This is a genomic window from Mycobacterium sp. OTB74 (genome assembly GCF_029892685.1).
Taxonomy (GTDB): Bacteria; Actinomycetota; Actinomycetes; order Mycobacteriales; family Mycobacteriaceae; genus Mycobacterium.
Genome location: NZ_JARXVD010000008.1, coordinates 115,412 through 136,408, shown reverse-complemented (window position 1 = coordinate 136,408; position 20,997 = coordinate 115,412). Strand labels below are relative to the sequence as shown.

The 20,997-nt window shown below is 64.3% G+C and carries 23 protein-coding genes and 2 pseudogenes; 15 read left to right on the top strand and 10 right to left on the bottom strand.

Annotated features, from left to right (window positions below):
* Positions 1–3: 3 nt before the first annotated feature.
* A complete protein-coding gene (locus tag M2432_RS13310) occupies positions 4–1,239 on the bottom strand; it encodes a thiolase family protein (protein ID WP_280827280.1) in 1,236 nt (411 codons plus the stop codon).
* Positions 1,240–1,346: 107 nt separating this feature from the next.
* On the opposite strand from M2432_RS13310, the gene M2432_RS13305 reads away from it, so the two are divergent.
* On the top strand, positions 1,347–1,928 hold the full coding sequence (locus M2432_RS13305) for a TetR/AcrR family transcriptional regulator (protein ID WP_280827279.1): 582 nt from the start codon (positions 1,347–1,349) through the stop codon (positions 1,926–1,928).
* Here the strand turns inward: M2432_RS13305 and M2432_RS13300 are convergent.
* Entirely contained in the window at positions 1,915–3,057 is a 1,143-nt protein-coding gene (locus M2432_RS13300; protein ID WP_280827278.1) for an amidohydrolase family protein, read from the bottom strand. The genes M2432_RS13305 and M2432_RS13300 overlap by 14 nt on opposite strands.
* Before the next feature lie 5 nt (positions 3,058–3,062).
* Positions 3,063–4,496, bottom strand: coding sequence for an aldehyde dehydrogenase (locus M2432_RS13295; protein ID WP_280827277.1), 1,434 nt, complete (start codon positions 4,494–4,496; stop codon positions 3,063–3,065).
* 55 nt (positions 4,497–4,551) lie between these two features.
* Here M2432_RS13295 and M2432_RS13290 point away from each other — a divergent pair, with 55 nt between their 5' ends.
* From M2432_RS13290 to M2432_RS13250, 9 genes and pseudogenes are all read left to right on the top strand, one after another.
* Complete coding sequence (locus M2432_RS13290; RefSeq protein ID WP_280827276.1) at positions 4,552–5,814, top strand: aromatic ring-hydroxylating dioxygenase subunit alpha; 1,263 nt, start codon at positions 4,552–4,554, stop codon at positions 5,812–5,814.
* 1 nt (position 5,815) lies between these two features.
* The gene (locus M2432_RS13285; protein ID WP_280827275.1) at positions 5,816–6,136 is read left to right on the top strand and encodes a hypothetical protein; all 321 of its coding nucleotides are present in this window, start codon (positions 5,816–5,818) and stop codon (positions 6,134–6,136) included.
* Positions 6,133–7,380 (top strand): amidohydrolase family protein, encoded by a 1,248-nt coding sequence (locus M2432_RS13280; RefSeq protein WP_280827274.1) that lies wholly within the window; start codon positions 6,133–6,135, stop codon positions 7,378–7,380. Before M2432_RS13285 ends, M2432_RS13280 begins: the two co-directional genes overlap by 4 nt.
* 13 nt (positions 7,381–7,393) lie before the next feature.
* Positions 7,394–7,846, top strand: coding sequence for a MarR family transcriptional regulator (locus tag M2432_RS13275; RefSeq protein WP_280827273.1), 453 nt, complete (start codon positions 7,394–7,396; stop codon positions 7,844–7,846).
* Between the two features lie 232 nt (positions 7,847–8,078).
* Positions 8,079–8,354 (top strand): annotated as a pseudogene (locus tag M2432_RS13270) (2Fe-2S iron-sulfur cluster-binding protein); the annotation flags it as partial.
* 10 nt (positions 8,355–8,364) lie between these two features.
* Positions 8,365–9,108: an SDR family NAD(P)-dependent oxidoreductase gene (locus tag M2432_RS13265; protein WP_280827272.1), complete on the top strand. Its 744-nt coding sequence runs from the start codon at positions 8,365–8,367 to the stop codon at positions 9,106–9,108.
* On the top strand, positions 9,105–10,358 hold the full coding sequence (locus tag M2432_RS13260; protein ID WP_280827271.1) for an aromatic ring-hydroxylating dioxygenase subunit alpha: 1,254 nt from the start codon (positions 9,105–9,107) through the stop codon (positions 10,356–10,358). The genes M2432_RS13265 and M2432_RS13260 overlap by 4 nt, the downstream gene beginning before the upstream one ends.
* Before the next feature lies 1 nt (position 10,359).
* Positions 10,360–10,695: a hypothetical protein gene (locus M2432_RS13255; protein WP_280827270.1), complete on the top strand. Its 336-nt coding sequence runs from the start codon at positions 10,360–10,362 to the stop codon at positions 10,693–10,695.
* Positions 10,696–10,753: 58 nt separating this feature from the next.
* Positions 10,754–11,599, top strand: coding sequence for a TauD/TfdA family dioxygenase (locus tag M2432_RS13250; RefSeq protein ID WP_280827269.1), 846 nt, complete (start codon positions 10,754–10,756; stop codon positions 11,597–11,599).
* Between the two features lie 22 nt (positions 11,600–11,621).
* Here M2432_RS13250 and M2432_RS13245 read toward each other — a convergent pair.
* From M2432_RS13245 to M2432_RS13235, 3 genes and pseudogenes are all read right to left on the bottom strand, one after another.
* Positions 11,622–11,792, bottom strand: a pseudogene (locus M2432_RS13245) (aldehyde dehydrogenase family protein); the annotation flags it as partial.
* Between the two features lie 12 nt (positions 11,793–11,804).
* Positions 11,805–13,091 (bottom strand): cytochrome P450, encoded by a 1,287-nt coding sequence (locus M2432_RS13240; protein ID WP_280827268.1) that lies wholly within the window; start codon positions 13,089–13,091, stop codon positions 11,805–11,807.
* 39 nt (positions 13,092–13,130) lie between these two features.
* The gene (locus M2432_RS13235) at positions 13,131–13,328 is read right to left on the bottom strand and encodes a ferredoxin (RefSeq protein ID WP_280827267.1); all 198 of its coding nucleotides are present in this window, start codon (positions 13,326–13,328) and stop codon (positions 13,131–13,133) included.
* A 147-nt stretch (positions 13,329–13,475) separates the two neighbouring features.
* Between M2432_RS13235 and M2432_RS13230 the strand changes: the two genes are divergently transcribed.
* The 5 genes from M2432_RS13230 to M2432_RS13210 all read left to right on the top strand — a co-directional run bounded on the left by M2432_RS13230 (position 13,476) and on the right by M2432_RS13210 (position 17,416).
* Positions 13,476–14,018, top strand: a complete 543-nt coding sequence (locus tag M2432_RS13230; protein ID WP_280827352.1) for a helix-turn-helix domain-containing protein — start codon at positions 13,476–13,478, stop codon at positions 14,016–14,018.
* Between the two features lie 154 nt (positions 14,019–14,172).
* Positions 14,173–15,012, top strand: a complete 840-nt coding sequence (locus M2432_RS13225; protein WP_280827266.1) for a mycofactocin-coupled SDR family oxidoreductase — start codon at positions 14,173–14,175, stop codon at positions 15,010–15,012.
* A gap of 72 nt (positions 15,013–15,084) precedes the next feature.
* Positions 15,085–15,975 (top strand): siderophore-interacting protein, encoded by an 891-nt coding sequence (locus M2432_RS13220; protein ID WP_280827265.1) that lies wholly within the window; start codon positions 15,085–15,087, stop codon positions 15,973–15,975.
* 142 nt (positions 15,976–16,117) lie between these two features.
* Positions 16,118–16,576 (top strand): hypothetical protein, encoded by a 459-nt coding sequence (locus tag M2432_RS13215; protein ID WP_280827264.1) that lies wholly within the window; start codon positions 16,118–16,120, stop codon positions 16,574–16,576.
* A 69-nt stretch (positions 16,577–16,645) separates the two neighbouring features.
* Positions 16,646–17,416 carry a ParB/RepB/Spo0J family partition protein gene (locus M2432_RS13210; protein WP_280827263.1) on the top strand — a complete coding sequence of 257 codons (771 nt, stop codon included), beginning with the start codon at positions 16,646–16,648 and terminating at the stop codon, positions 17,414–17,416.
* Between the two features lie 24 nt (positions 17,417–17,440).
* Here the strand turns inward: M2432_RS13210 and M2432_RS13205 are convergent, their stop codons facing one another.
* The 4 genes from M2432_RS13205 to M2432_RS13190 form a co-directional block, all read right to left on the bottom strand.
* Positions 17,441–17,791, bottom strand: coding sequence for a hypothetical protein (locus M2432_RS13205; protein WP_280827262.1), 351 nt, complete (start codon positions 17,789–17,791; stop codon positions 17,441–17,443).
* Positions 17,792–17,837: 46 nt separating this feature from the next.
* Complete coding sequence (locus M2432_RS13200) at positions 17,838–18,158, bottom strand: HNH endonuclease (RefSeq protein WP_280827261.1); 321 nt, start codon at positions 18,156–18,158, stop codon at positions 17,838–17,840.
* Positions 18,159–18,750: 592 nt separating this feature from the next.
* Entirely contained in the window at positions 18,751–20,151 is a 1,401-nt protein-coding gene (locus M2432_RS13195) for a phage major capsid protein (RefSeq protein ID WP_280827260.1), read from the bottom strand.
* A 214-nt stretch (positions 20,152–20,365) separates the two neighbouring features.
* Positions 20,366–20,959, bottom strand: a complete 594-nt coding sequence (locus M2432_RS13190) for a hypothetical protein (protein WP_280827259.1) — start codon at positions 20,957–20,959, stop codon at positions 20,366–20,368.
* Positions 20,960–20,997: the final 38 nt, after the last annotated feature.

Sequence of the window (20,997 nt, the reverse complement as noted above, 5' to 3'; positions counted from 1 at the left end):
GGCTCAGTCTCCCTGCAGGATCAGTGCGGTCTGCTCGGACAGGATGCCGCCGTTACCGGACACGAACGCGCGGTTGCAGTCGTGACCCCCATTTCCTCCTCGCGTGCGGGCCACCTGGGCGGCTCCGGCGCGGCCCATAATCTGCCGGGCGGCGTCACAGACGTGGTGCATGCCGCCGGCCAGCCCGGCCTGACCGAAGCCGAGCTGCCCGCCGGCGGTGTTGAGGGGGAAGTCGCCGCGGAAGGTCAGGTCGTGGTCGGCGACGAACTGCATGCCTTTGCCCTTCTCGCAGAACCCGGCATCTTCGAGGCTCAACAGCACGGTGATGCTGTAGCAGTCGTATATCGACACCATGTCCATGTCGGACCGAGACAGCGCCGCCATGCCGAAGGCCTTGTCGGCGACCTTGAGCATCGGTGTCTGCAGCAGATCGCGGGCATACGTCGGGGTTTTGTAGGGCACATGTTCGCCAAAGCCCTTGATCCACACCGGGCGGTTCTTGGACCGTCGGGCGTAGTCGGCGTTGGCCACCACCACCGCGGCCCCACCGACACAAGGCATCACGATCTCGAGCATGTGCAGCGGATCGGCGATCACCGGGCTGGCCAGCACGTCCTCAACCGACAGCGGGGTGTCCCTCCAGATCGCGCCCTCGGTGTGGTTGGCGTTCACGCGTTGATCGACAACGATTTTCGCCATTGCGCGTTCGTCGTAGCCGTACTCGGCACCATAGCGATGAGCGACCTGACCGTAGGGGCCGTTCTGCCCGATGTTGCCATAGGGAATGTCGAATTCGGCCTGCGGAGAACCGTATTGGTTGCTCGACGCACCGAAGAACACCGCGTCGGTCAGACCGCGAGGCTTCTTCTCCGACATTGGGGTGATGTAGCGGGCCGGCAAGGCGCACAGCACGACGTCGCACAGCCCCAGTTCGATTGCCGCTGCGGCGCGCCACACCATGCCGGCGGCGCTGGCCCCGCCGAGGTCGAGCAATTCGGCGAAATTGGCGTCGACACCGAGGTATTCGGCGATGGTCGAGGGGACGAACAGTTCGGACTCGCTCAAGTGCGACGTGACGATGCCGTCCACCGATTCGGCGGACAGTCCGGCGTCATCGAGGGCGGCGGCGGACAATTCGGCCCACTGCTCCAACACGAACGGTGAGATGCCGGACTTGTTCATCCGTTCCGGCGGTAGCTCGACGTAACCGACGATGGCGGCGTCACCGCGTAACCCCATTCGTGGGTCCTTCCCTGGTTAGCGAGACGGATCGTCTCGTCTCGTGTCAGACTAGGGTGCGGTCGCGGGCCGTGTAAAGACTGAATTTAAACGTGCTAAGGAATTGCATGGTCACCGAGGAGAAGCCACGCCGGCGCAGCGAGAAATCGCGGGCGGCCATCTTCGCGGCCACCCGTGAACTGGCGCTGGAACGTGGCTTCGACAAGCTGACCATCGAGGCTGTGGCAGCGAAAGCCGGTGTCGGCAAGCAGACCATCTACCGGTGGTGGCCCAGTCGGCCAGTGCTGGTGGCTGATGTCCTGTTGGAGGACTTCGGGTCCATGGCACTGAGCGTCGCCGACACCGGTGATCTGGTGGCAGACCTGACCGGATGGGCTCGCGCCTTGGCGAAATCGCTTACTGTCGGCGACTTTTCGACTTCTCTGCGGATCCTGACCGCCAGCGCGATGGAGGACGCCGACACCGCCGAGCGATTACATGCGACCTTCGGCGAGCCCATCCACACCGCGATCCGCGAACGACTGCAGACCGACGGCGGCCTCGATGCCGCCGTGGCACACGCCGGCGCCGACGCAATCGTCGGCGGCGTGGTCTATCCGATCCTCAACCAGGGGTCCGACTATGACCCGGCTCGCGCAGAACTGCTGACCCGGATCATCCTCAACGGACTGCCGATCAGAAAACCCTGACCTGTCCTTCGAGCGCCGGCACGGTGTCGGGCAGCTTGTAGGTCTTGATGCCGTTGCGGAACATCACGTTTTCGCGGGCGTGTTCGGGCAGGTGTTTGACCAGCCAGCGGGGGTCGTCGAAGGTCCAGTGCGGGTAGTCGCTGGAGTAGAGCAGGATCTTGTCGCATTCCATCCATTCCAGCGCTCTGGTCAGCTCGGTTTTGTCTTCGGGGTAGTCCAGTGGCTGGGTGGTGAATTTGATGTGGTCTTTGACGTATTCGGAGGGTTTGCGTTTGATGTCGACCCAGTTCTTGCGTTTTTCGTAGATGGCGTCCATGCGCCACATCAGGGGCAGGATCCAGGTGAAGGCGTGTTCGACGAACACGATGCGCAGGGTGGGGAAGCGGTCGAAGACGCCGTCGAAGATCAGGCTCATGACCTGGTTGGCCGCCAGCAGTGAGTAGGTGACCATGAAATCGTGGTTGTAGCTGGGGAATCCGACCGGCGGGATGGGCAGCTCTTCGAAATGGCTGCGCGACAGGTGGCAGGCCACCGTGATGTCGTGTTTGGTGGCTGCTGCCCAGACCGGGTCGTACATCGGGTCGCCCCACGACGGCCGGCGTTCGGCCTTGATGAGAATCTGTGCCATGTACGGGTGCCCGGCCCACTTCTCGATCTCGGCGGCGGCCAGGTCCGGCGCCTCGATGGATGCGCAGATGGAACCGCGCCAGCGCTCATGCCAGTTGTTGTGGCTGTCCAGCCAGTGATTGGCCTGCCAGGTGTTCAGAGCCTGGCTCATCGCGTGATCAGCGCCGGCTAGCCGGGCGGGATATGCGCCCGGCTCCAGGATTGCGATATCCGCCCCAGCGTCCATGATCAACTGTTTGAACGCGAAATCCGGATCACTGCAGGCAAATTCGCCGTCGGGTGGAAAGGCGTCGACCCGCATGGCGTAAGAGTGCGCGTAGTCCGGAGCATCATAGTAGATCAGGTCGCCGTATTCGTGCGACAGGAAATATTTCGAGCGCCACGGCTCGGGGATGTAGTCGACGAGTTCGCCGCGTTTGGGCACCGGGTGCACGTCGGAGTCGACGCAGCGCACTGCGATTCGTTCGGCGGCCGGTATCCGCGGACTGGTGGTGATCGTCATGACCTCTACTTTGCGACGGCGATGGACTTGGTGTCTAGATAACTTTCGAGGCCTTCTGGCCCCAGTTCACGGCCGTAGCCGCTGCCCTTGACCCCACCGAACGGCGCGAACGGGTCCATCGTGTAACCCTGATTCACTCCGAAAGTTCCGGTGCGGACCCGTTCGGCGACCGCGACGCCGCGGTCGGTGTCGGCGGTGAAGACCGACCCGGCCAGGCCGTAGTCGGAGTCGTTGGCGATGGCCACTGCGTCATCGATATCGCGGTAGGGGATGACCGTCAGCACGGGACCGAAGATCTCCTCGCGGGCAATGCTCATGTCGTTGGTGGCATCGGCGAACAGCGTCGGTCGGACGTACCAGCCGGTGTCGACGCCGTCGGGCATAGCCGTGCCGCCGACCACAAGCCGTGCGCCGGCGTCCTGGCCTGCGGCGATGTAGTCACGGACGCGCTGCTGTTGGCGCTGCGACACGAGCGGCCCCAGCTGTGTGGCCTTGTCGGAGGGGTCGCCGACCACCAGTGAGTTCATCTGGTCGGCCAGGGCGTCGACGAAATCCGCGGCGCGCGAGGCCGGCACCAGGATGCGGGTGAGCGCGTTGCAGATCTGGCCGCTGTTGGACAGGCTGGCCGAACGGACGGCCGCCGCTACGGTCTGCGGGTCAGCGTCGTCGAGCACGATGCCCGCTGACTTGCCGCCGAGTTCCAGGCTGACCTTGGTCAGGTTCGGCGCACACGCCGCCGCTACGGCCCGTCCGGCCGCAGTCGAGCCGGTGAATGACACCTTGTCCAGACCTGCATGGCCGGCCAAGGCGGCGCCGGTGGCGACATTGCCGGGAAGCACCGTCACCACGCCCGCCGGCAGATCGAGTTCGGCCAGGATCTCGTCGAGCAGCAGGGCGTCCAGCGTCGACTCCGGCGCAGGCTTGAGCACTACCGTGCAACCGGCCAACAGTGCGGGCACCAGCTTGGTGACGATGAGGAACTGCGGCATGTTCCACGGCACGATGGCTCCGACTACACCGACCGGTTCCTTGCGAACGCACACCGGTGCACCGAAGAACCCCGTGCGGTCCTGCTGCCAGGTGTACTGCTCGGCGACGTCGCAGAACGCCGGCATCATCATGGTCGGCAGGCCCACCTGGGCGCGCTGGGCGAAACTGATCGGCGCCCCGATCTCCTGGGAGATGAGTTCGGCCATCTCCTTGCCCCGGCTGCCGTAAATCTCTGCCAGCCGCCGGACCGTGGCAATCCGTTCGGCCGGATCCAGCCGGGCCCAGGGGCCTTCGTCGAACGCGCGCCGGGCCGCGCCGACCGCGTCGTCGACGTCCGCGGGCGTGGCGGCCGCAACCTCGGCAAGCACCGATTCACTGTGGGGCGCCACAACTTTGATGACGTCACGCTTGCCGTCGGGCGCCCACCTGCTGTCTACGCTAAAACCCACACCACGACAGTATCAACTACTTGTCATCGCGCGCCAGAGTGGTTACGGTCGGCCCATGGCGCGATTCCCCAAACCGCCGGAAGGCAGTTGGACCGAGCATTACCCTGAACTGGGCACCGCCCCGGTTTCCTATGAAGACTCCATCAGCCCGGAGATCTACGAGCTTGAACGCCAGGCGATCTTCAAACGGGCCTGGCTCAATGTCGGACGGACCGAGCAGCTTCCGCGAAAGGGCAGCTACTTCACCAAGGAGCTCAAGGTTGCGGGCACCTCGATCATCGTGGTGCGCAACACCTCCGGGGAGGTAAAGGCCTTCCACAACATCTGCCGGCACCGCGGCAACAAGCTGGTGTGGAACGACATGCCGCTGGAGGAAACCAAGGGGGTGTGCCGCCAGTTCACCTGCAAGTACCACGCCTGGCGCTACGACCTGGACGGCAACCTGACCTTTGTGCAGCAGGAGGACGAATTCTTCGACCTGGACAAGAGTCGCTACGGCCTGGTCGAGGTCAATTGTGATGTGTGGGAGGGGTTCATCTTCGTGAACCTCGCCAAACAGCCGGAACAGTCGCTGCGCGAATTCCTCGGCCCCATGGTCACCGGCCTGGAGGGTTACCCGTTCGACAAGATGACTTCGCGGTGGGTGTACCGCTCGGAGGTGAACGCCAACTGGAAGCTCTACATGGACGCTTTCCAGGAGTTCTACCACGCACCCGTACTGCATGCGAACCAGTCGCCGACGGCCTATTCGAAGGCCGCCGCCCAGGCCGGATTCGAGGCACCGCACTATCGGTTGGACGGTCCGCACCGCCTGGTCAGCACCTCCGGGGTACGGGCCTGGGAGATGGCCGACGAGATGCGCAAGCCCATCGAGGACATCTGCCAGAGCGGGTTGTTCGGACCGTGGGACAAGCCCGATCTGGGACCGATGCCCGAAGGGCTCAACCCCGCGAAATGTGAACCGTGGGGCCTGGATTCGTTCCAGATGTTCCCCAACTTCACCATCCTGATCTGGGGCCAGGGCTGGTACCTGACCTATCACTACTGGCCGACCTCGCACAACACCCACATCTTCGAGGGCACGCTCTACTTCCCGGAGCCGCGCACTCCGAGGGAGCGCATCGCCCAGGAGTTGGCGGCGCAGTCGTTCAAGGAATACGGGCTGCAGGACGCCAACACGTTGGAGGCCACCCAGTCGATGGTCGAATCCCGGGTGCTCGACGAGTTCGTGCTGTGCGACCAGGAGGTGCTGATCCGGCACCTGCACAAGGAAACCGCAGCGTGGATCGCCGACTATCAGCAGAAGGCGGAGGTCTGACGTGTTGCCAACAGAATTCGCCGACCTGGAGCGGTTCTCGGATTGGTGTCTGGGTGTGGAGGCCGACCGTTATGCCAAGCGGTTGGGTAGCTCGATGGTCGACATGCAAGCCTTCTACGACGCCATCACGCCCCGCGCCGAAGAGGCCATCGCCTACTGCGACAAATTCCCGCTCGACGACATGCCCGAGGACGTCCTCAACCTCATGCACCTGCTGTATTCGATGATCACCGTGTCGTTCCCCGTGGAGTGCTGGAAGCAGCCCAGGGTGCCCGATTCGGGTGCCACGTCGCTGGACTGTGTCGCCGAGCCGGTCCCGTGACCGTAGTTCTGAAGGCTGCGCGGTGGGCCGACGTCGACACCGGCCAGGTGCACAGCCCTGGCGTGATCGTGGTCGACGGCGATCGAATCACCGCGATCAATCCTGAAGGCCCACTGCCGGATTCGGCCTCAGTGGTCGAGCTCGGCGACGTGACGCTGCTGCCCGGCCTGATGGACATGGAGCTGAACCTGCTCATCGGAGGCCCGGGGAACCCCGATGGGTTGCCCACGCCCATGCACGGTGTCCAGGACGACCCGGCCTACCGCACGCTGCGGGGCGCGGTGAACGCCCGCACCACGCTGGAGGCCGGCTTCACCACCGTCCGCAATCTGGGTCTGATGGTCAAGACCGGCGGCTACCTGCTGGACGTGGCGCTGCAGCGGGCCATCGACCAGGGCTGGCATGTGGGCCCGCGGATCTACCCGGCCGGGCACGCCGTCACTCCGTACGGCGGGCACCTGGACCCGACGGTGTTCCAGCGGCTGGCGCCGGGCATCATGCCGCTGTCGATCGCCGAGGGCATCGCCAACGGTGTGCCGGACGTGATGGCCTGTGTCCGCTACCAGATTCGGCACGGCGCCAAGTTGATCAAGGTGTCCGCTTCCGGTGGTGTGATGTCGCACAGCACTTCCCCTGGGGCCCAACAGTTTTCCGACGCCGAGTTCGAGGCCATCGCCGACGAGGCGCACCGGGCGGGGGTGCGGGTGGCTGCGCATGCGGTCGGAGACCGGGCCATCCAGGCCTGCATCCGGGCCGGCATCGACTGCATCGAGCACGGATTCCTGGCGTCCGACGAGACCATCCAGATGATGGTGGACCACGGCACTTTCCTGGTGTCCACGACGTACCTGACCGATGCCATGGCCATCGACCGGATCGCACCGGAGCTGCGCAAGAAGGCCGAGGACGTCTTTCCGAAGGCAAAGGCCATGCTGCCCAAGGCGATTGCCGCGGGAGTGCGGATCGCCTGCGGTACCGACGCCCCGGCGATCCCGCACGGACAGAACGCCAAGGAACTGTGTGCGCTGGTCGAGCGCGGCATGACGCCCATGCAGGCAATCCGGGCCGCCACCGTCGTCGCCGCTGAGCTGATCGAGGCCGAGCACGAACTGGGCCGGCTGGCGCCCGGGTATCTGGCGGACATCATCGCGGTGCCGGGCGACCCGTCGACCAACATCGCTGCCACGCTGGAGGTGTCGTTCGTGATGAAGAATGGCCAGATATACAAGGTTGCTGCGAACTGAGATTGGGGGACCCGTGGAGTTGACCGACAACCTGCTGTGGTTGCTCAAGCAGGCCTTCTACTTCTCGCTGACCTCAGTGAACGAGGCCATCAGCGACCACGGCGTCAGCACCGCGCAGATCGGTGTGCTCCGCCAGTTGGCCAACGAGCCGGGCTTGTCGGGGGCCGAGTTGGCCCGGCGGTTGCTGATCAGTCCGCAGGGCGTTCAACTCGCGCTGACCGCACTGGAGAAGCGGGGATTGTTGGAACGCAAGAAGGACCCTCAGCACGCACGCATCTTGCAGGCGTTCCTCACAGATTCAGGCCGCGAGGTGGCGGCCGCGGTGGTGACCGACGCGGTCGCCGCCCACCAGGTGGTGTTTGGGGTGCTCAGCGCCGAGGAGCAGAAGACGCTGCGGGACCTGCTGACCAAGGTGGTCGAGAAGGGCACCGGTCACGAGTTGTTCTCCGACCACGTCGAGGGCTGAGGTCGGATCGGTCCGGGAGCGCATTCGGTGTGTCGGCTCTCTTGTGGCACTAGTAAATGTCTTGTGGGCATTGACTTTGCGTCCACGTCGTAAAAGTCCGAGTGAGAAGCAGCATGGATTCAAAGTCAATCGACAGGCACGGAGCCGGCGAGCCCCACCGCATATCTCTAGTACTTGATACTAGTCCCAAGTAGTTGATAATCTGCGGGAGATGTCCGAACCGTCAACTGTTGTCACCGAAGAGGTGACCATAAGCCTGGATAACCAGCGCGTCACGGTGTCCTACCGTGCCGGGAACACCCTGTTGCAGACGGCACGCCTGGCCGGTCTGCAAGCGCCGTCGTCGTGCGAAACCGGTTCCTGCGGAACATGTATGGCGCGAGTGACGGTGGGTCACGCTCGCATGCTCAACAACGAGGCGCTCGATCAGGACGAAGTCGATGAAGGGTGGGTGGTGACCTGTCAGGCGCTGCCGACCAGTCGCACCATCGCGGTGAGCTACGAATGAGGGAGATCCGATGACACGAGTCGCAGTGGTGACCGGTGGGGCCTCCGGCATGGGTGAGGCGATCTGTCACGAATTGGGCCGGCGCGGTATGAAGGTTGCGGTGTTCGACGTCAATGAGCAAGCCGCACAACGCGTCTGCAATGACCTCAAGAATGAAAACGTCACCGCGCTGGCTGTCGCAGCCGATGTCAGCGACCGGGCATCGGTGGAACAGGCATTCGCCAAGGTTCGCGCCGAATTCGGTCCGGTGACGGTGCTGGTCACCAGCGCCGGAATGTTCGGCTATTCGGCCTTCACTGAGATCACACCGCAGGACTGGACGCGCATCATCGACGTCAACCTGACCGGCACGTTCCACTGCTGCCAGGTGGCGCTGCCGGACATGCTCGACGCTCAGTGGGGCAGGATCGTCATGATCTCGTCCTCCAGCGCCCAACGTGGCTCGCCGTTCGCCGCGCACTATGCGGCTTCCAAGGGAGCGGTCATCACGCTCACCAAATCGCTTGCACGCGAATATGCCACAGCAGGTATCACGGTCAATAACATCCCGCCATCGGGTATCGAGACCCCGATGCAGCACCAGTCGCAGGCGGCCGGTTATCTGCCGTCCAATGAACAGATTGCCGCCAACATCCCGGTGGGCTATCTGGGCACCGGCGACGATATAGCTGCTGCGGTGGGCTTTTTGTGTTCGGACGAAGCAAGGTTCATCACCGGGCAGGTGCTCGGTGTCAACGGAGGGGCGGTGATGTGATGCGCACGGGCAGGCCGGCTGAAGGCTCTTGGACTGAGCACTATCCGGAACTCGGTACTGGTCCGGTCTCGTTCAAAGATTCCACCTGCAAGGAGTTCTATGAACTCGAACGCGAGGCGATCTTCAAACGGGCCTGGCTCAACATCGCACGGGTCGAGGAACTGCCGAAGGTCGGAAGCTACCTGACCAAGGAGATCGAGGTGGCTCGCACCTCGGTGATCCTGGTGAGAGGCAAAGACCAGCAGATCCGGGCTTTCCAGAACGTCTGCCGCCATCGCGGAAATAAGCTGGTGTGGAACGACTTTCCCGGCGAGGAGACCAAAGGTACCTGCCGTCAGTTCACCTGTAAGTACCACGGCTGGCGCTACGATCTCGAAGGCGCACTGACCTTCGTGCAGCAGGAATCGGAGTTCTTCGACTTCGACCCCGACAATTACGGGCTGGTCCCGGTGCACTGCGATGTCTGGAACGGCTTCGTCTTCATCAACTTTGACGCCGAGCCGAGACAGAGCCTGCGTGAGTTCCTTGGCCCGATGGTCACCGGCTTGGACGGCTACCCGTTCGAGAAGATGACCGAACGCTACGAGTGGGTTGCCCACAACAACAGCAACTGGAAGATCTTCGCCGACGCGTTCCAGGAGTATTACCACGTACCGTCCCTGCACACCCAGCAGGTGCCACCGGCGGTTCGAGATCCCAACGCGGGCTTCACCTGTGGGCATTTCCAGCTGGACGGGCCACATCGACTGGTGTCCACCGCGGGCAGGCGGCGCTGGCTGCTGGCCCCGGAGTACATGTACCCCATCGAGCGGGCCACCCGCAGTGGGTTGGTGGGGCCGTGGCGGACGCCGGATATCGGCGAGCTGCCGGCCGGACTCAACCCAGGTGGTATCGAACCGTGGGGGATCAGCAACTTCCAGATCTTCCCCAACCTGGAGATTCTGATCTATGGCGGCTGGTATCTGCTGTACCGGTACTGGCCCACCTCGCACAACACCCACCGGTTCGAGGCCTATACGTACTTCTCGCCGGCCACGTCTGTGCGGGAGCGCATCGAGCACGAGGTTGCGGCGGTGGTACTCAAGGAGTTTGCGCTGCAGGACGCCGGCATGCTGGGCGGCACCCAGGCTGCACTGGAGTACGGCATCGTCGACGAGTTCCCGCTCAACGACCAGGAGATTCTGGTTCGGCACCTGCACAAGGTGGCCGTCGACTGGGTTGATGCCTATCGTGCAGAGATCGGGGCTTGAGATGCCAGACACCAAGCTGCCCAGCGCATTTGCCGAACTCGAACCGTTCGCCGACACCTGGTGTCTGGCTAGCGAAACCGAGCGTTGGGACATGCGCCTGGCGAGCACCATGCCCGCCATGCACGAGTTCTACAACGCATTCTTCCCGCGACTGGAAGAGGCCATCGAATACTGCGACAAGTTCGCACTCGACGAACTGCCCGACGACGCGCTGAACCTATTGCACCTGATTTATTCACTGATCATGGTCGCCATGGCGGTGGAGATCATGCATCAACCGGCTCCCACCGATGCCGCCGACGCCGTGATGCTCCGCGTCGGCGAACCCAAACCCTGATCAACGCACCGTGCTGTTGCCGCAAATCGGCACCGGCCCTGAAGCATTGAGGATTGTCATGAGCGTTCTGACCATAAACAAACTCACCGATTCGGTCGGCGCCGAGGTCGTGGGCATCGATCCTTCGGCTCTGGCCACCGACGACGCGTTGGGCGAGGCCATTCTGGATGCCTTGGAACACAACGGTGTTCTGGTGTTTCGCGGCCTTCATCTGGACCCGCAAGCCCAGGTCGAGTTCTGCCGTCGGCTCGGTGCCGTCGACCATTCGTCCGACGGCCACCACCCGGTGCCCGGAATCTATCCGATCACCCTTGACACGTCGAAGAATTCGGCTGCGGCCTATCTCAAAGCGACGTTCGACTGGCACATCGACGGCTGCACTCCGATGGGCGAAGAATGCCCGCAGAAGGCCACCGTGTTGTCGGCCGTGCAAGTTGCCGAGCGCGGCGGGGAAACCGAATTCGCAAACTCCTACGCTGCCTACGACCAGCTCTCGGACGGGGAGAAGCAGCGCTACGGTGCCCTGCGCGTGGTGCATTCGCTGGAGGCATCGCAGCGCCGCGTCACCCCGGACCCCTCGCCGGAGCTGTTGGCCAAGTGGCGATCCCGGCCCACCCACGAGCATCCGCTGGTGTGGACGCACCGCAGTGGCCGCAAGTCGCTGGTGCTCGGAGCCTCAGCCGACTATGTGGTCGGCATGGACCTAGACGAGGGCCGGGCCCTGCTCGCCGAACTGCTAGAGCACTCCACCGGCCCTGACAAGGTGTACAGCCACGCGTGGTCGGTCGGTGACACGGTCATCTGGGACAACCGCGGTGTGCTGCATCGAGCAGCACCGTATGACCCGACGTCGCAGCGAGAGATGCTGCGCACTACTGTTCTCGGTGACGAGCCGATCGAGTAGGCCGCGATTGCGGGTTACGGATTCACTTCAGCGCGATCCGAATGTTCTTGACCTGCAAGAACTCCTGCAGGCCTTCGAATCCACCGGTGCGGCCGAACCCACTCTGCTTGTACCCGCCATACGGCCCTTGTGGGGCAATGTGGCTGAAGGTGTTGACCCACACGGAGCCGGCCTCGAGTTGCCGGGAAACGCGTGTCCGTTTGTGTCATGCGAGCGGGGTGAATTCGACGTGCAGCTCACTCAGTCCGCGCAACAGGAAAGTGGGCACATATTCGTAGTGGCGCTGGCCGGCCGGGCCATGGGCAGCTTCATCGATGGCCAGATCGCGGGTTCGCTCCAGCAGTCGGCGAACGGTGATCTGGCCCTCGACACGGGCCAGCGGGGCGCCGGCGCAGGTGTGGATGCCCCGGCCGAAAGCGAGGTGCTCGCGCACGTTCTTGCGGTCCGGCCGGAACGTGTGCGGATCCTCGAACTTGGCGGGGTCGCGGTTGGCGGCGGCCAGGCAGAGCATGACGACGGTGCCAGCAGGCAGGTGCACGCCGGCGAATGTGGTGGTCTTGCGGACCAGCCGGAAGTCGACCTTCGTGGGGGAGTGCATGCGCAGTGCTTCTTCGATGAACGCGGGGATCAGCTTGGGCTCGTCGCGCAGGCGCTGCTGGTATTCCGGGCGGTCGCCCAGGGTCTGGACCGCGGCGCTGAGCAGCTTGGTGACAGTTTCCTGCCCAGCGGCGAACAGGAAGGTCGCCGGTTTGACCACCTCGGAGATGGGCGGCGTCGAACCGTCGGGGTAGGTGGCGGTGGCCATGCCGCTGAGCACGTCGTCGCGCGGTTGGTCGCGACGTGCGCTCAGGTAACCGGCGAACCGATCGTCGAGGTACCGCAGCGGGTCCCGTCCCACCGGCTCACCGTCGAGCGCGCCCACCCGATCTCCGTCGTGCTTGACCGCACCGGCACCCAGCGCGGCCAGGAAGTCGGCGCGATCTTCGGTGGGCACACCCAGCAGATCGATGATAGCCGAGGTTGCGAAAGGCTTTGCGTAGTCGGCCAAGAACTCACAGCGGCCACGGCTCAGGAAGGTGTCGAGCTGGCTGTCGGCCAGCTTCCACATGTACTCCTCGTTCTCCTGCAGCCGGCGCGGGGTGAGCAGCTTGCTCAGCAGCGAGCGGGCGCGTTCGTGGTGAGGGGGGTCCATCACCACCATGTGCTCGTGGATCGGAAATTGATGCCGGTGCGCCTCGATCTGTTCGCTGATGTCGTCGCCGACCGGTTCGAACGGCAGAGGCGGGAACGGACCGCCGATTGCGTTGACCGCCGAGAAGGTGTCGTGGTCCTTGAACGCGGCCATCACTTCCTGGTAACCGGTGACTGCGACGACGCCGTACCGGGGTTCACGGATGACCGGTCCCTGCTCGCGCAGGAAATCGAAGTACTGGTAGGGGTCCTGGGTGACGGCTTCGTCGGAGAAGTAGTCAACTGTTGCCAGGTCGGTCATCGACTGAGGTCCTTTTCGCTTGAATGGTGGGGTGACGGGTTATTCATCGACGATGCTGATGGCGCCTCGCGGGCACGCATCGACCGCCGCGCGGATCCGGGGCCACGCTGAGTCGGCGGGCTCCTCGATACAACTGGCGACGTCGTTGTCCGACAAGGTGAAAACGTCCGGGTCGATATCGATGCAAAGGGCGTGGCCCTCGCACATGTGCTGGTCCAACCGTACTCGCCTACCCATATTCCGCCTTTGAACTGATCGACTGACCAAACTGTTAGAATGCGCCATGCCTACCATGTGGTCTCCGGGATGGTCAAGCAATCAGTCGGCGGGAGTCCACTCGTGACAACGTCGCGCAAGCCGAAGGCGCCGGATACCGGAACCCGCATGAGGTTGATCGAAGCGACCGCCAAGGTCATGCGCGAGGAGGGCTACGCGGCGGCGACGTCGCGGCGGGTCGCCACGGAAGCCGGCGTCAAGCAGGCCCTGGTCTATTACTACTTTCCGACCATGGACGACCTGTTCGTCGAGGTGCTGCGCGTTGGCGCGGAATCCGCGCTCGAGCGCATGCGTGCTGCGCTGACCGATGAGGATCCGCTGGCCGCGCTCTGGCAGATCAACAGTGATTCACATGCCACGGTGCTCAATACCGAGTTCATGGCCCTGGCCAACCACCGCAAGGCGATTCGCAACGAACTGAAGTCCTTCGCCGAGCGGGTGCGAGACATCGAGGCCGCAGCAGTCACGGTGGCGTTCCGCGCCAATGGTGTTGACCTGGTTGAATTTCCGCCGGTCGTCATCTCCATGGTGATCGCGCAGATCGCCCGCAGCCTGGGCAACGAAGAAGCCGTTGGGGTGACTGCCGGACATGCCGAATTGCGGGCATTCATCGAGCGTCGCCTCGCCGCGCTGACGCCCGCGACGTCGTAGTTCTCGCGTGCCCGACTGGCCGCGATACTCCCGGCGTGCTGTGCATATGTGCCATCGCCGATCCTGTCGCACTGTTGACATTGCACTCTGCCGGTGCGAGTGTTCCTGATCGATCGACAAATTTTGTCGGCGCAATCATGGAAGAGGTGGACACATGGGTGGTCGGGTCGAAGGCAAGGTGGCATTCATAACCGGAGCGGCGCGCGGGCAGGGTCGCAGCCACGCGATCCGGCTGGCGCAGGAAGGTGCCGACATCATCGCCGTCGATGTATGCGGGCCGATCAGTGCCGACAGTCAGATTGCACCGTCGACGCCGGATGACCTGGCCCAGACCGTCGACCTGGTCAAAGGGCTGGGCCGTCGCATCATCGCCGAGCAGGTCGACGTACGTGATTTCGACGCCCTCAAGGCTGCGGTGGACAGCGGGGTTGAGCAGCTCGGGCGGCTGGACATCGTCTGCGCGAACGCCGGGATCGGCAACGGCGGCCAAACACTGGACAAGACCAGTGAAGAAGACTGGGACGACATGATCGGCGTCAATCTGTCCGGTGTCTGGAAGACGGTCAAAGCCGCTGTGCCGCATCTGATTTCGCAAGGCCAGGGCGGCTCGATCATTCTGACCAGCTCGGTCGGCGGGCTAAAGGCGTACCCGCACACCGGCCACTACATCGCCGCCAAACACGGCGTCGTCGGCCTGATGCGTACCTTTGCCATCGAACTGGGCCAGCACAGCATCCGGGTCAACTCGGTACACCCGACCAACGTGAACACCCCGATGTTCATGAACGAGGGCACCATGAAGCTGTTCCGGCCCGACCTCACCAACCCGGGACCAGAGGACCTCAAGGTTGCCGCCCAGTTCATGCACGTGCTCCCGATCGGCTGGGTCGAGCCCGAAGACATCAGCAACGCCGTGCTGTTCCTGGCTTCTGACGAGTCGCGCTACATAACGGGGCTTCCGATGACCGTCGATGCAGGCAGCATGCTGAAGTAGGCAGCGGAAAGCGCCACGGCGGCTGAGCCGCTCCGACAACAACGGCGGCCGCCCCGCTCGTATAGTCGAGCGGTGGCCGGTCGTCCGATACATACTTTCCAGGTGGTGCGCAGCGAGCGCCTCACCCCGCACATGATCCGTGTGGTGTTCGGGGGCACCGGTTTCGACACGTTCGAACCCAAGGAATTCACCGATTCGTACGTAAAGATCGTCATCGTGCCCGACGGGGTCGACGCGGGCACTGTCGACGCATTGGACCAACCCCTGGGCCTGGACAGCTTCAAGGCGCTGCCAGCCGACCAGCAGCCCACGGTGCGTACCTACACGGTGCGTTCCTGTGACCCGGCCAGCCGAGAGATCACCGTGGACTTCGTGGTGCATGGTGACTCCGGGGCGGCCGGGCCATGGGCCGCATCGCTGGCGCCTGGAGACACCGCCTACCTGATGGGGCCCAATGGCGCCTACAACCCCGATCCGCAAGCCGACTGGCATCTGCTGGTGGCCGACGAGGCCGGCCTTCCGGCGCTGAGCACCGCGCTGGAAGCGTTGCCGCCCAACGCAATTGGGCAGGCATTCATCGAAGTTGCCGGCCCTGATGATGAGCTCGCTCTCAACGCGCCGGATGGTGTGCAGATTCGATGGATTCATCGCGGCGACAGGGCCGATCTGGTGCCCGACTCCCAGGCCGGCGACAACGCCCCGGTGATCGCCGCGGTCCGTGAGGCCGACTGGTTGCCGGGTCAGGTTCAGGTCTTCATGCACGGTGAGGCGCAGACCGTCATGCACAACCTGCGTCCATACGTCCGCAAGGAACGGGGCGTCGACGCCAAATGGACGTCCATTTCCGGCTATTGGCGGCGCGGACGCACCGAAGAGACCTTCCGGCAATGGAAGGCCGAATTGGCAAAAGCAGAAGCCGAGGCTCCGGCCGAGGCAAATGTGCAAGCAGAGGGGCGCTCGTAATGGCTTACGGCGACTACCAACTGGGTAGGGCACGCCTGCACGTTATGCGGAACCGCGTCTGACCTGCTGAAACGCGGTCAGCACAACGGCGGTGTGGCAGCGGGTATCTCGCCGGTGGCAAAACCCGGACAAGGAACCACCCGTGACCGACTCGATGTCCCTCCCCGACTTCGACGCAGCCGCCGACCTGGCGCCGGTCGACTATGCGCCGGTCGACCTCGACCCGCCGCCGGTTCTCTACCCGGTGTTCGACGGCCTCGCGCCTGAGCCTGTCCGCGCGCGGACAGCCACACCCGAATTAGCTACCCCCGTAGCTAATTCCGCAGCGCGCCCGCAGCGCGTCGCGTCGGAGTTGCTGGTTACCGACCTGGCCGGCGACACCGCGCTGGTCGTCATCAAGGTGACGATCGACGGCTGGGAGCGGCACCAGCTCTACGTCATCGACACCACCGTCTGGGCACTCGTCGGCATCTGGACCCTGTACGTCGAGAGCGTGCAGGAACTCCTGCGGTGGCGGCGTTTCCTCGCCGGTGGCGGCACCCTCACCCACTGGCTGACCACCCACCCCGACGGCATCCAGCCCGACAGGTCCAACGTCTGACTTGACCTGCCATTCTGATAACCAACTGATAAGCTACTTATCAGTTGGTTATCTACGAGAGGAACCACTGTGACGACACCCGACGGCCCCGCTTCGTACCGCATCGAAACCCTGCTCAGCCAGTCCGTACAGCCGTTCCGCGACCTGCCCCCCGAGGAGTTCGACGCGCTGGTCGCGTCCCTCAAGGCCCACGGGCTGCAGAACCCGATCCTGCTCACCGAGGATCAGTTCTTGTACGACGGCCACCAACGCTGCAAAGCACTGCTGGCGATCGGCCGCAAACGCATCACGAAGGCCGACGTCCGGGTGCAGCGCGGCGTCACCCGCACCAACATGCTCGAACACGCCTACAGTTCCAACGTGGTGCGCCGCCAGCTGTCCACCGCCGACAAAGCGATCGCTATGCACCAATGCGTCGCCCGCGGCTGGTCGCAACGCAAAATCGCCCGCACGTTCGGGGTGTCCCAACCCGCCGTCTCCCAGCTCCTCGCCGTCGAGGCGTACCAGCCCGAGAACATGCCCGACGTGATCGTCACCGAAGGCGCCGACGGCAAAACCCGCACCCGCGTCCGCCGGAAGAAAACCACCGACCCGGCCCCCGACGTCACCGCCCGCGACGAGGTGCCCACCTCCTACGACTACCGGCAGCGCGTCAAAAAGGAACTCCGCACGATCGCCACGACCGTGACGCACCTGTCCACCGACGCCCAGATGTGCGGCGGATTCGCCACCTACGCCGAACGCGACGACATCATCGCCCAGATCACCGGCATCATCACCGCCCTCACCGGCATCGCCGACCGCATCACCACCACCGAGGGAACCACCGATGGACCATGACCACCCCGCCGCAGCCCAAGCTGTTCACCAGTCGAGTGTCGCCTTGATCTCCGCCAGCGACAGCGGCACCTTCACCCGGTCGCGAAGGTCCTTCGCGTACGCGGTCAGCGCATCCACCGCCACCACCTCCAAGCCGGGGACCGCGCGGTAGAACTTGCCGTCGTCGTAATGCAGCGTCCGGCGATACCCGGCCGCGAGGTCCCACCGGATACGGGTACGGCGCGTAGCGACCAGTTTTCGGCGCTTGAGCGCAGCGACAGCACTGCGTACCTGCGTCTCACTGCGACCAGTCGCCGCCGACAATTCGGCTATCGTCATCGGTTCCGTTGCCGCGTCAAGGATCTGGCGTTGATGGCGGCCCACACCACGACTCATCCGCTAAGTGTAGTTTCGGCTCAGCATCGCCAAGCCGACAACACACTTATTCCGTCATCCACGCCTCGGACGGCACGCCCGTATCCAACGCAGCCGCGTCGTCCACGTCGCATGGACCGCCGATCCGGTTTCCCAACGCGCAGCTAGGCCGCCAGTTGGTTCGGTCGAACTCAAGCTCCGGGTGCGTTTTCACCGGCAACACATGCGCAACCACCACCGCCAGCGGATCGGGATGCTTCAGCCCGTAATGCAGCGGCCGATTGCAGTAGTAGCAGGGCTCGTTCCGGGCGGCGCAGTTCGCCAGCCACTGGGCTCGCATCCGCAGGTAAGCACCCCGACCAGCACCGTCAGACAGCCTGTCGCCCATACCCACTAGCTTGACACGGGAACGACGTGAATTGGCTAATGGCATTAGCCAACAGTCCCGTTTGACAAAATCAGGGTTTTGTGCATCAACCGCATCTGAAATCCGTTGTGCCGCAACACATTTCGTAGGAAATTATTCTTCCACGGTGTTGCGGGGAGCGTTATCCGGTCGGACAACCGCCCAGGCCGCCGCGCCTCCAGACTTTGCCGAATCAATGCGGCGAGTGTCCGCGCGCGGACAGGGGTGGTCAGCACATCCGAAAAAGCAGCACACCCGAAAAATTTTGAAATCTGAAATTTTTGGACCCGCTGCGCTGGGGGTGGTCTGGACCCGCTGCACCGGGTGGTCAGTGTGTCCATCGGGTTGTGACGGTGCGATGCGCGGCGGCCGCCCGGCCGATGCGATGGCGGCCGCCGCGTCGCGATACCGGGTTCGCGGCCAGCGATGAAAACCGCGGCCCGGTCGTGTGGGCTGTCCGCGCGCGGACAGGTGGTGGTGGTGTCCGCGCGCGGACAGGTGGTGGTGAGCGGAGCCGTAGCCGCGAGATCCGCCACGGCTACGGCTCCGCATCCTTCCGGCGCGGCCCGGAAGCTCATTTCTTGGTGGCGGTCCTGGTCGTCTCCGTCTCGGCCGGCTCGGTGTCGCCGGCGAGGACGGTGGGTGCGGTGGTCGGCAGCCCGGTCAGTTTGAGGATGGCTTGCGGCCGTTCGATGGTTTGGGTGATACGGGTCTCACTGACATAACGGACGATGTTCTGAACCAGGTCGGTGCCGCTGAATCCCATGCGGGTGACCAGAGCTTCACGGATGATGGCTCTGCCATACAGCCGCGTGTCGAACAGGACAGCTTCGCCGGCGGTGAACTGCGTGCTGACCACGATCGGGATACCGAAAATCGTGTTCGCTTGCTCGACCGTCGGGTTCGGGTCGGACAGGAACCGGCCGTAACCATCCTTCTGCACCCTGATGGCAGCCCACGTTTCAGGATGCAAAAGAATCAAGTTGCACACAGCCAAGCTCGGGCCATTGCGGAGCGCGGCGATACCCGCGGAGATGTCGGTGTAATTCTCCGACCCGGAACCGGACGCCAGGGTGAGGATGTTGGCGTTGGACAGCAGGCCGTTGACTTGGTTGTTGGCTTCGCCGGTTCCGCCGTACAACTGGAGGTTCTCGGCGTCGACGATGCAGCGGATGAGTTCGCCTTGGACGCTGGCGACGAACGCGTCGTAGTCGTTCATGGCCTCCCAGGAGACTCCGACGTGCGCGGCGATTTTTCTCGCGGTGGCGACTTTCGCGTCGGCGGGCATCAGCAGCTCGGGCTTCGCGGCGCCTTCGGCGACGATGCCGGCGGTGCCGGTCGTGCTGACGACTTCGATGTACTGGATGGCCGGAACATCAATCGCGACGCCCGGCAAGTAATTCAACAGGCGGTCCTCGTGGCGGGGGAACACCGGGATGATCGGACCGAGGTCGGGCGGGATGAGACCGTCGATGGGTCCGGCGAATCCGGGGTCGCGGTGCTCGAGAATCGCGACCTCGCCGCGGTGGATGGTGTCGAACGCGTGCCTCAACTCGCCGTCAGTGAAACCCAGCGGGGACAACATGGCGCCCGTTTTTTGCGAGCAACCGCCCCACCATCCCGACCGGTCACCGCTCCGACCACCCCGCCCTCCAAGGTTGGCGTACCTGTCCGGGAGCTGGGCGCGTTGTTCGTCGTCGGCTAAATCGGCGATGTGTTCATCGAGGCCGCGCAGGCTTTCTTGGTAGCCGCGGAGTTCCGTCGCTTCGGTGGAGGTCAGCGACCGGCGGCCGTCGGCGGCGGCGCGGGTCAGCAGATCTTCGGCTGCTCGGTAGGTCTGGGCGCGACGGTGCTTCAAGCCGTCGAGGAAACTGGTCACGATGTGCTCGATTCCGGGGTGGGCGCGGAACCCGGCCGGACCGACACGACGGGCCGGGTTCCGCGCACGCGAATGGGATAGATGGGCCTGTCCCATGCGGCGCACCTGGTGATTGACGGTGGTTCGGTCGTCCCGGCACCAACGCGGCCTGTGTGTGCTGTTGCTGCACCGTGAGGCCGCTACGTCAGGGTTAAGCGTAGCTCCGGTGACGGCCGCGTTGGTCGACATTCTGGGGTGTCCGCGCGCGGACGGTCGTGGGTGGCAGCCGCGCGCCGGAGAAACTTGTGGGGATTTCCCCACAAGTTTCTCCTCAGCCGCAGGCGCGGGACCAGGCGGCGGCGGCGGTCGCTGGAAAACAGGCGCTGACCAGGATGAATTGGTTGAGGGGATTTCCCCTCAAGCTATCGAACCGGCATACGCCGCCGCCGCCAAACAACGCCAACGAGAAGCAGGCAAGAAGTACGGCGAGAACCACCCGAAGCAAGAGGTTCCGGGGAAATCCCCGGAAGCTCTTCGGCGTGACTATGAAGCGCGGGAGCAGGCGGCGGCGGTCGTCGGCGCGTTGCGTCGGGGCAGCGTCGTCCACGTGGTGGCTGCGGCGGGCGGCGTGGTCGAGTTGCCTGTCGATCTCGGCGAGCGGCACCGCGGACCGCGGCCGGTGCAGGTGCACCACGCTGTAAGGCACATCGTCGGGTGCGGCAGCGACAGCGAGCTCACGGCTGCGGTGATACGTCCATTGCGCGTGCTGCTGCGCACCGGTCCACGTGACCACCGCCCAATGCAGCGGCGGCCGGTGCCGCCACGCCCACGTGCGGCACCGGCCGGAGCAGAACCGGGCCGGGCGCCGCGCCGGCCGGAACACGCCGCCGCACCGCGCACACGTCACCGCAGGTGCAACCGTCACGAGGCCCAGTATCGACTCTGTCCGCGCGCGGACACCGC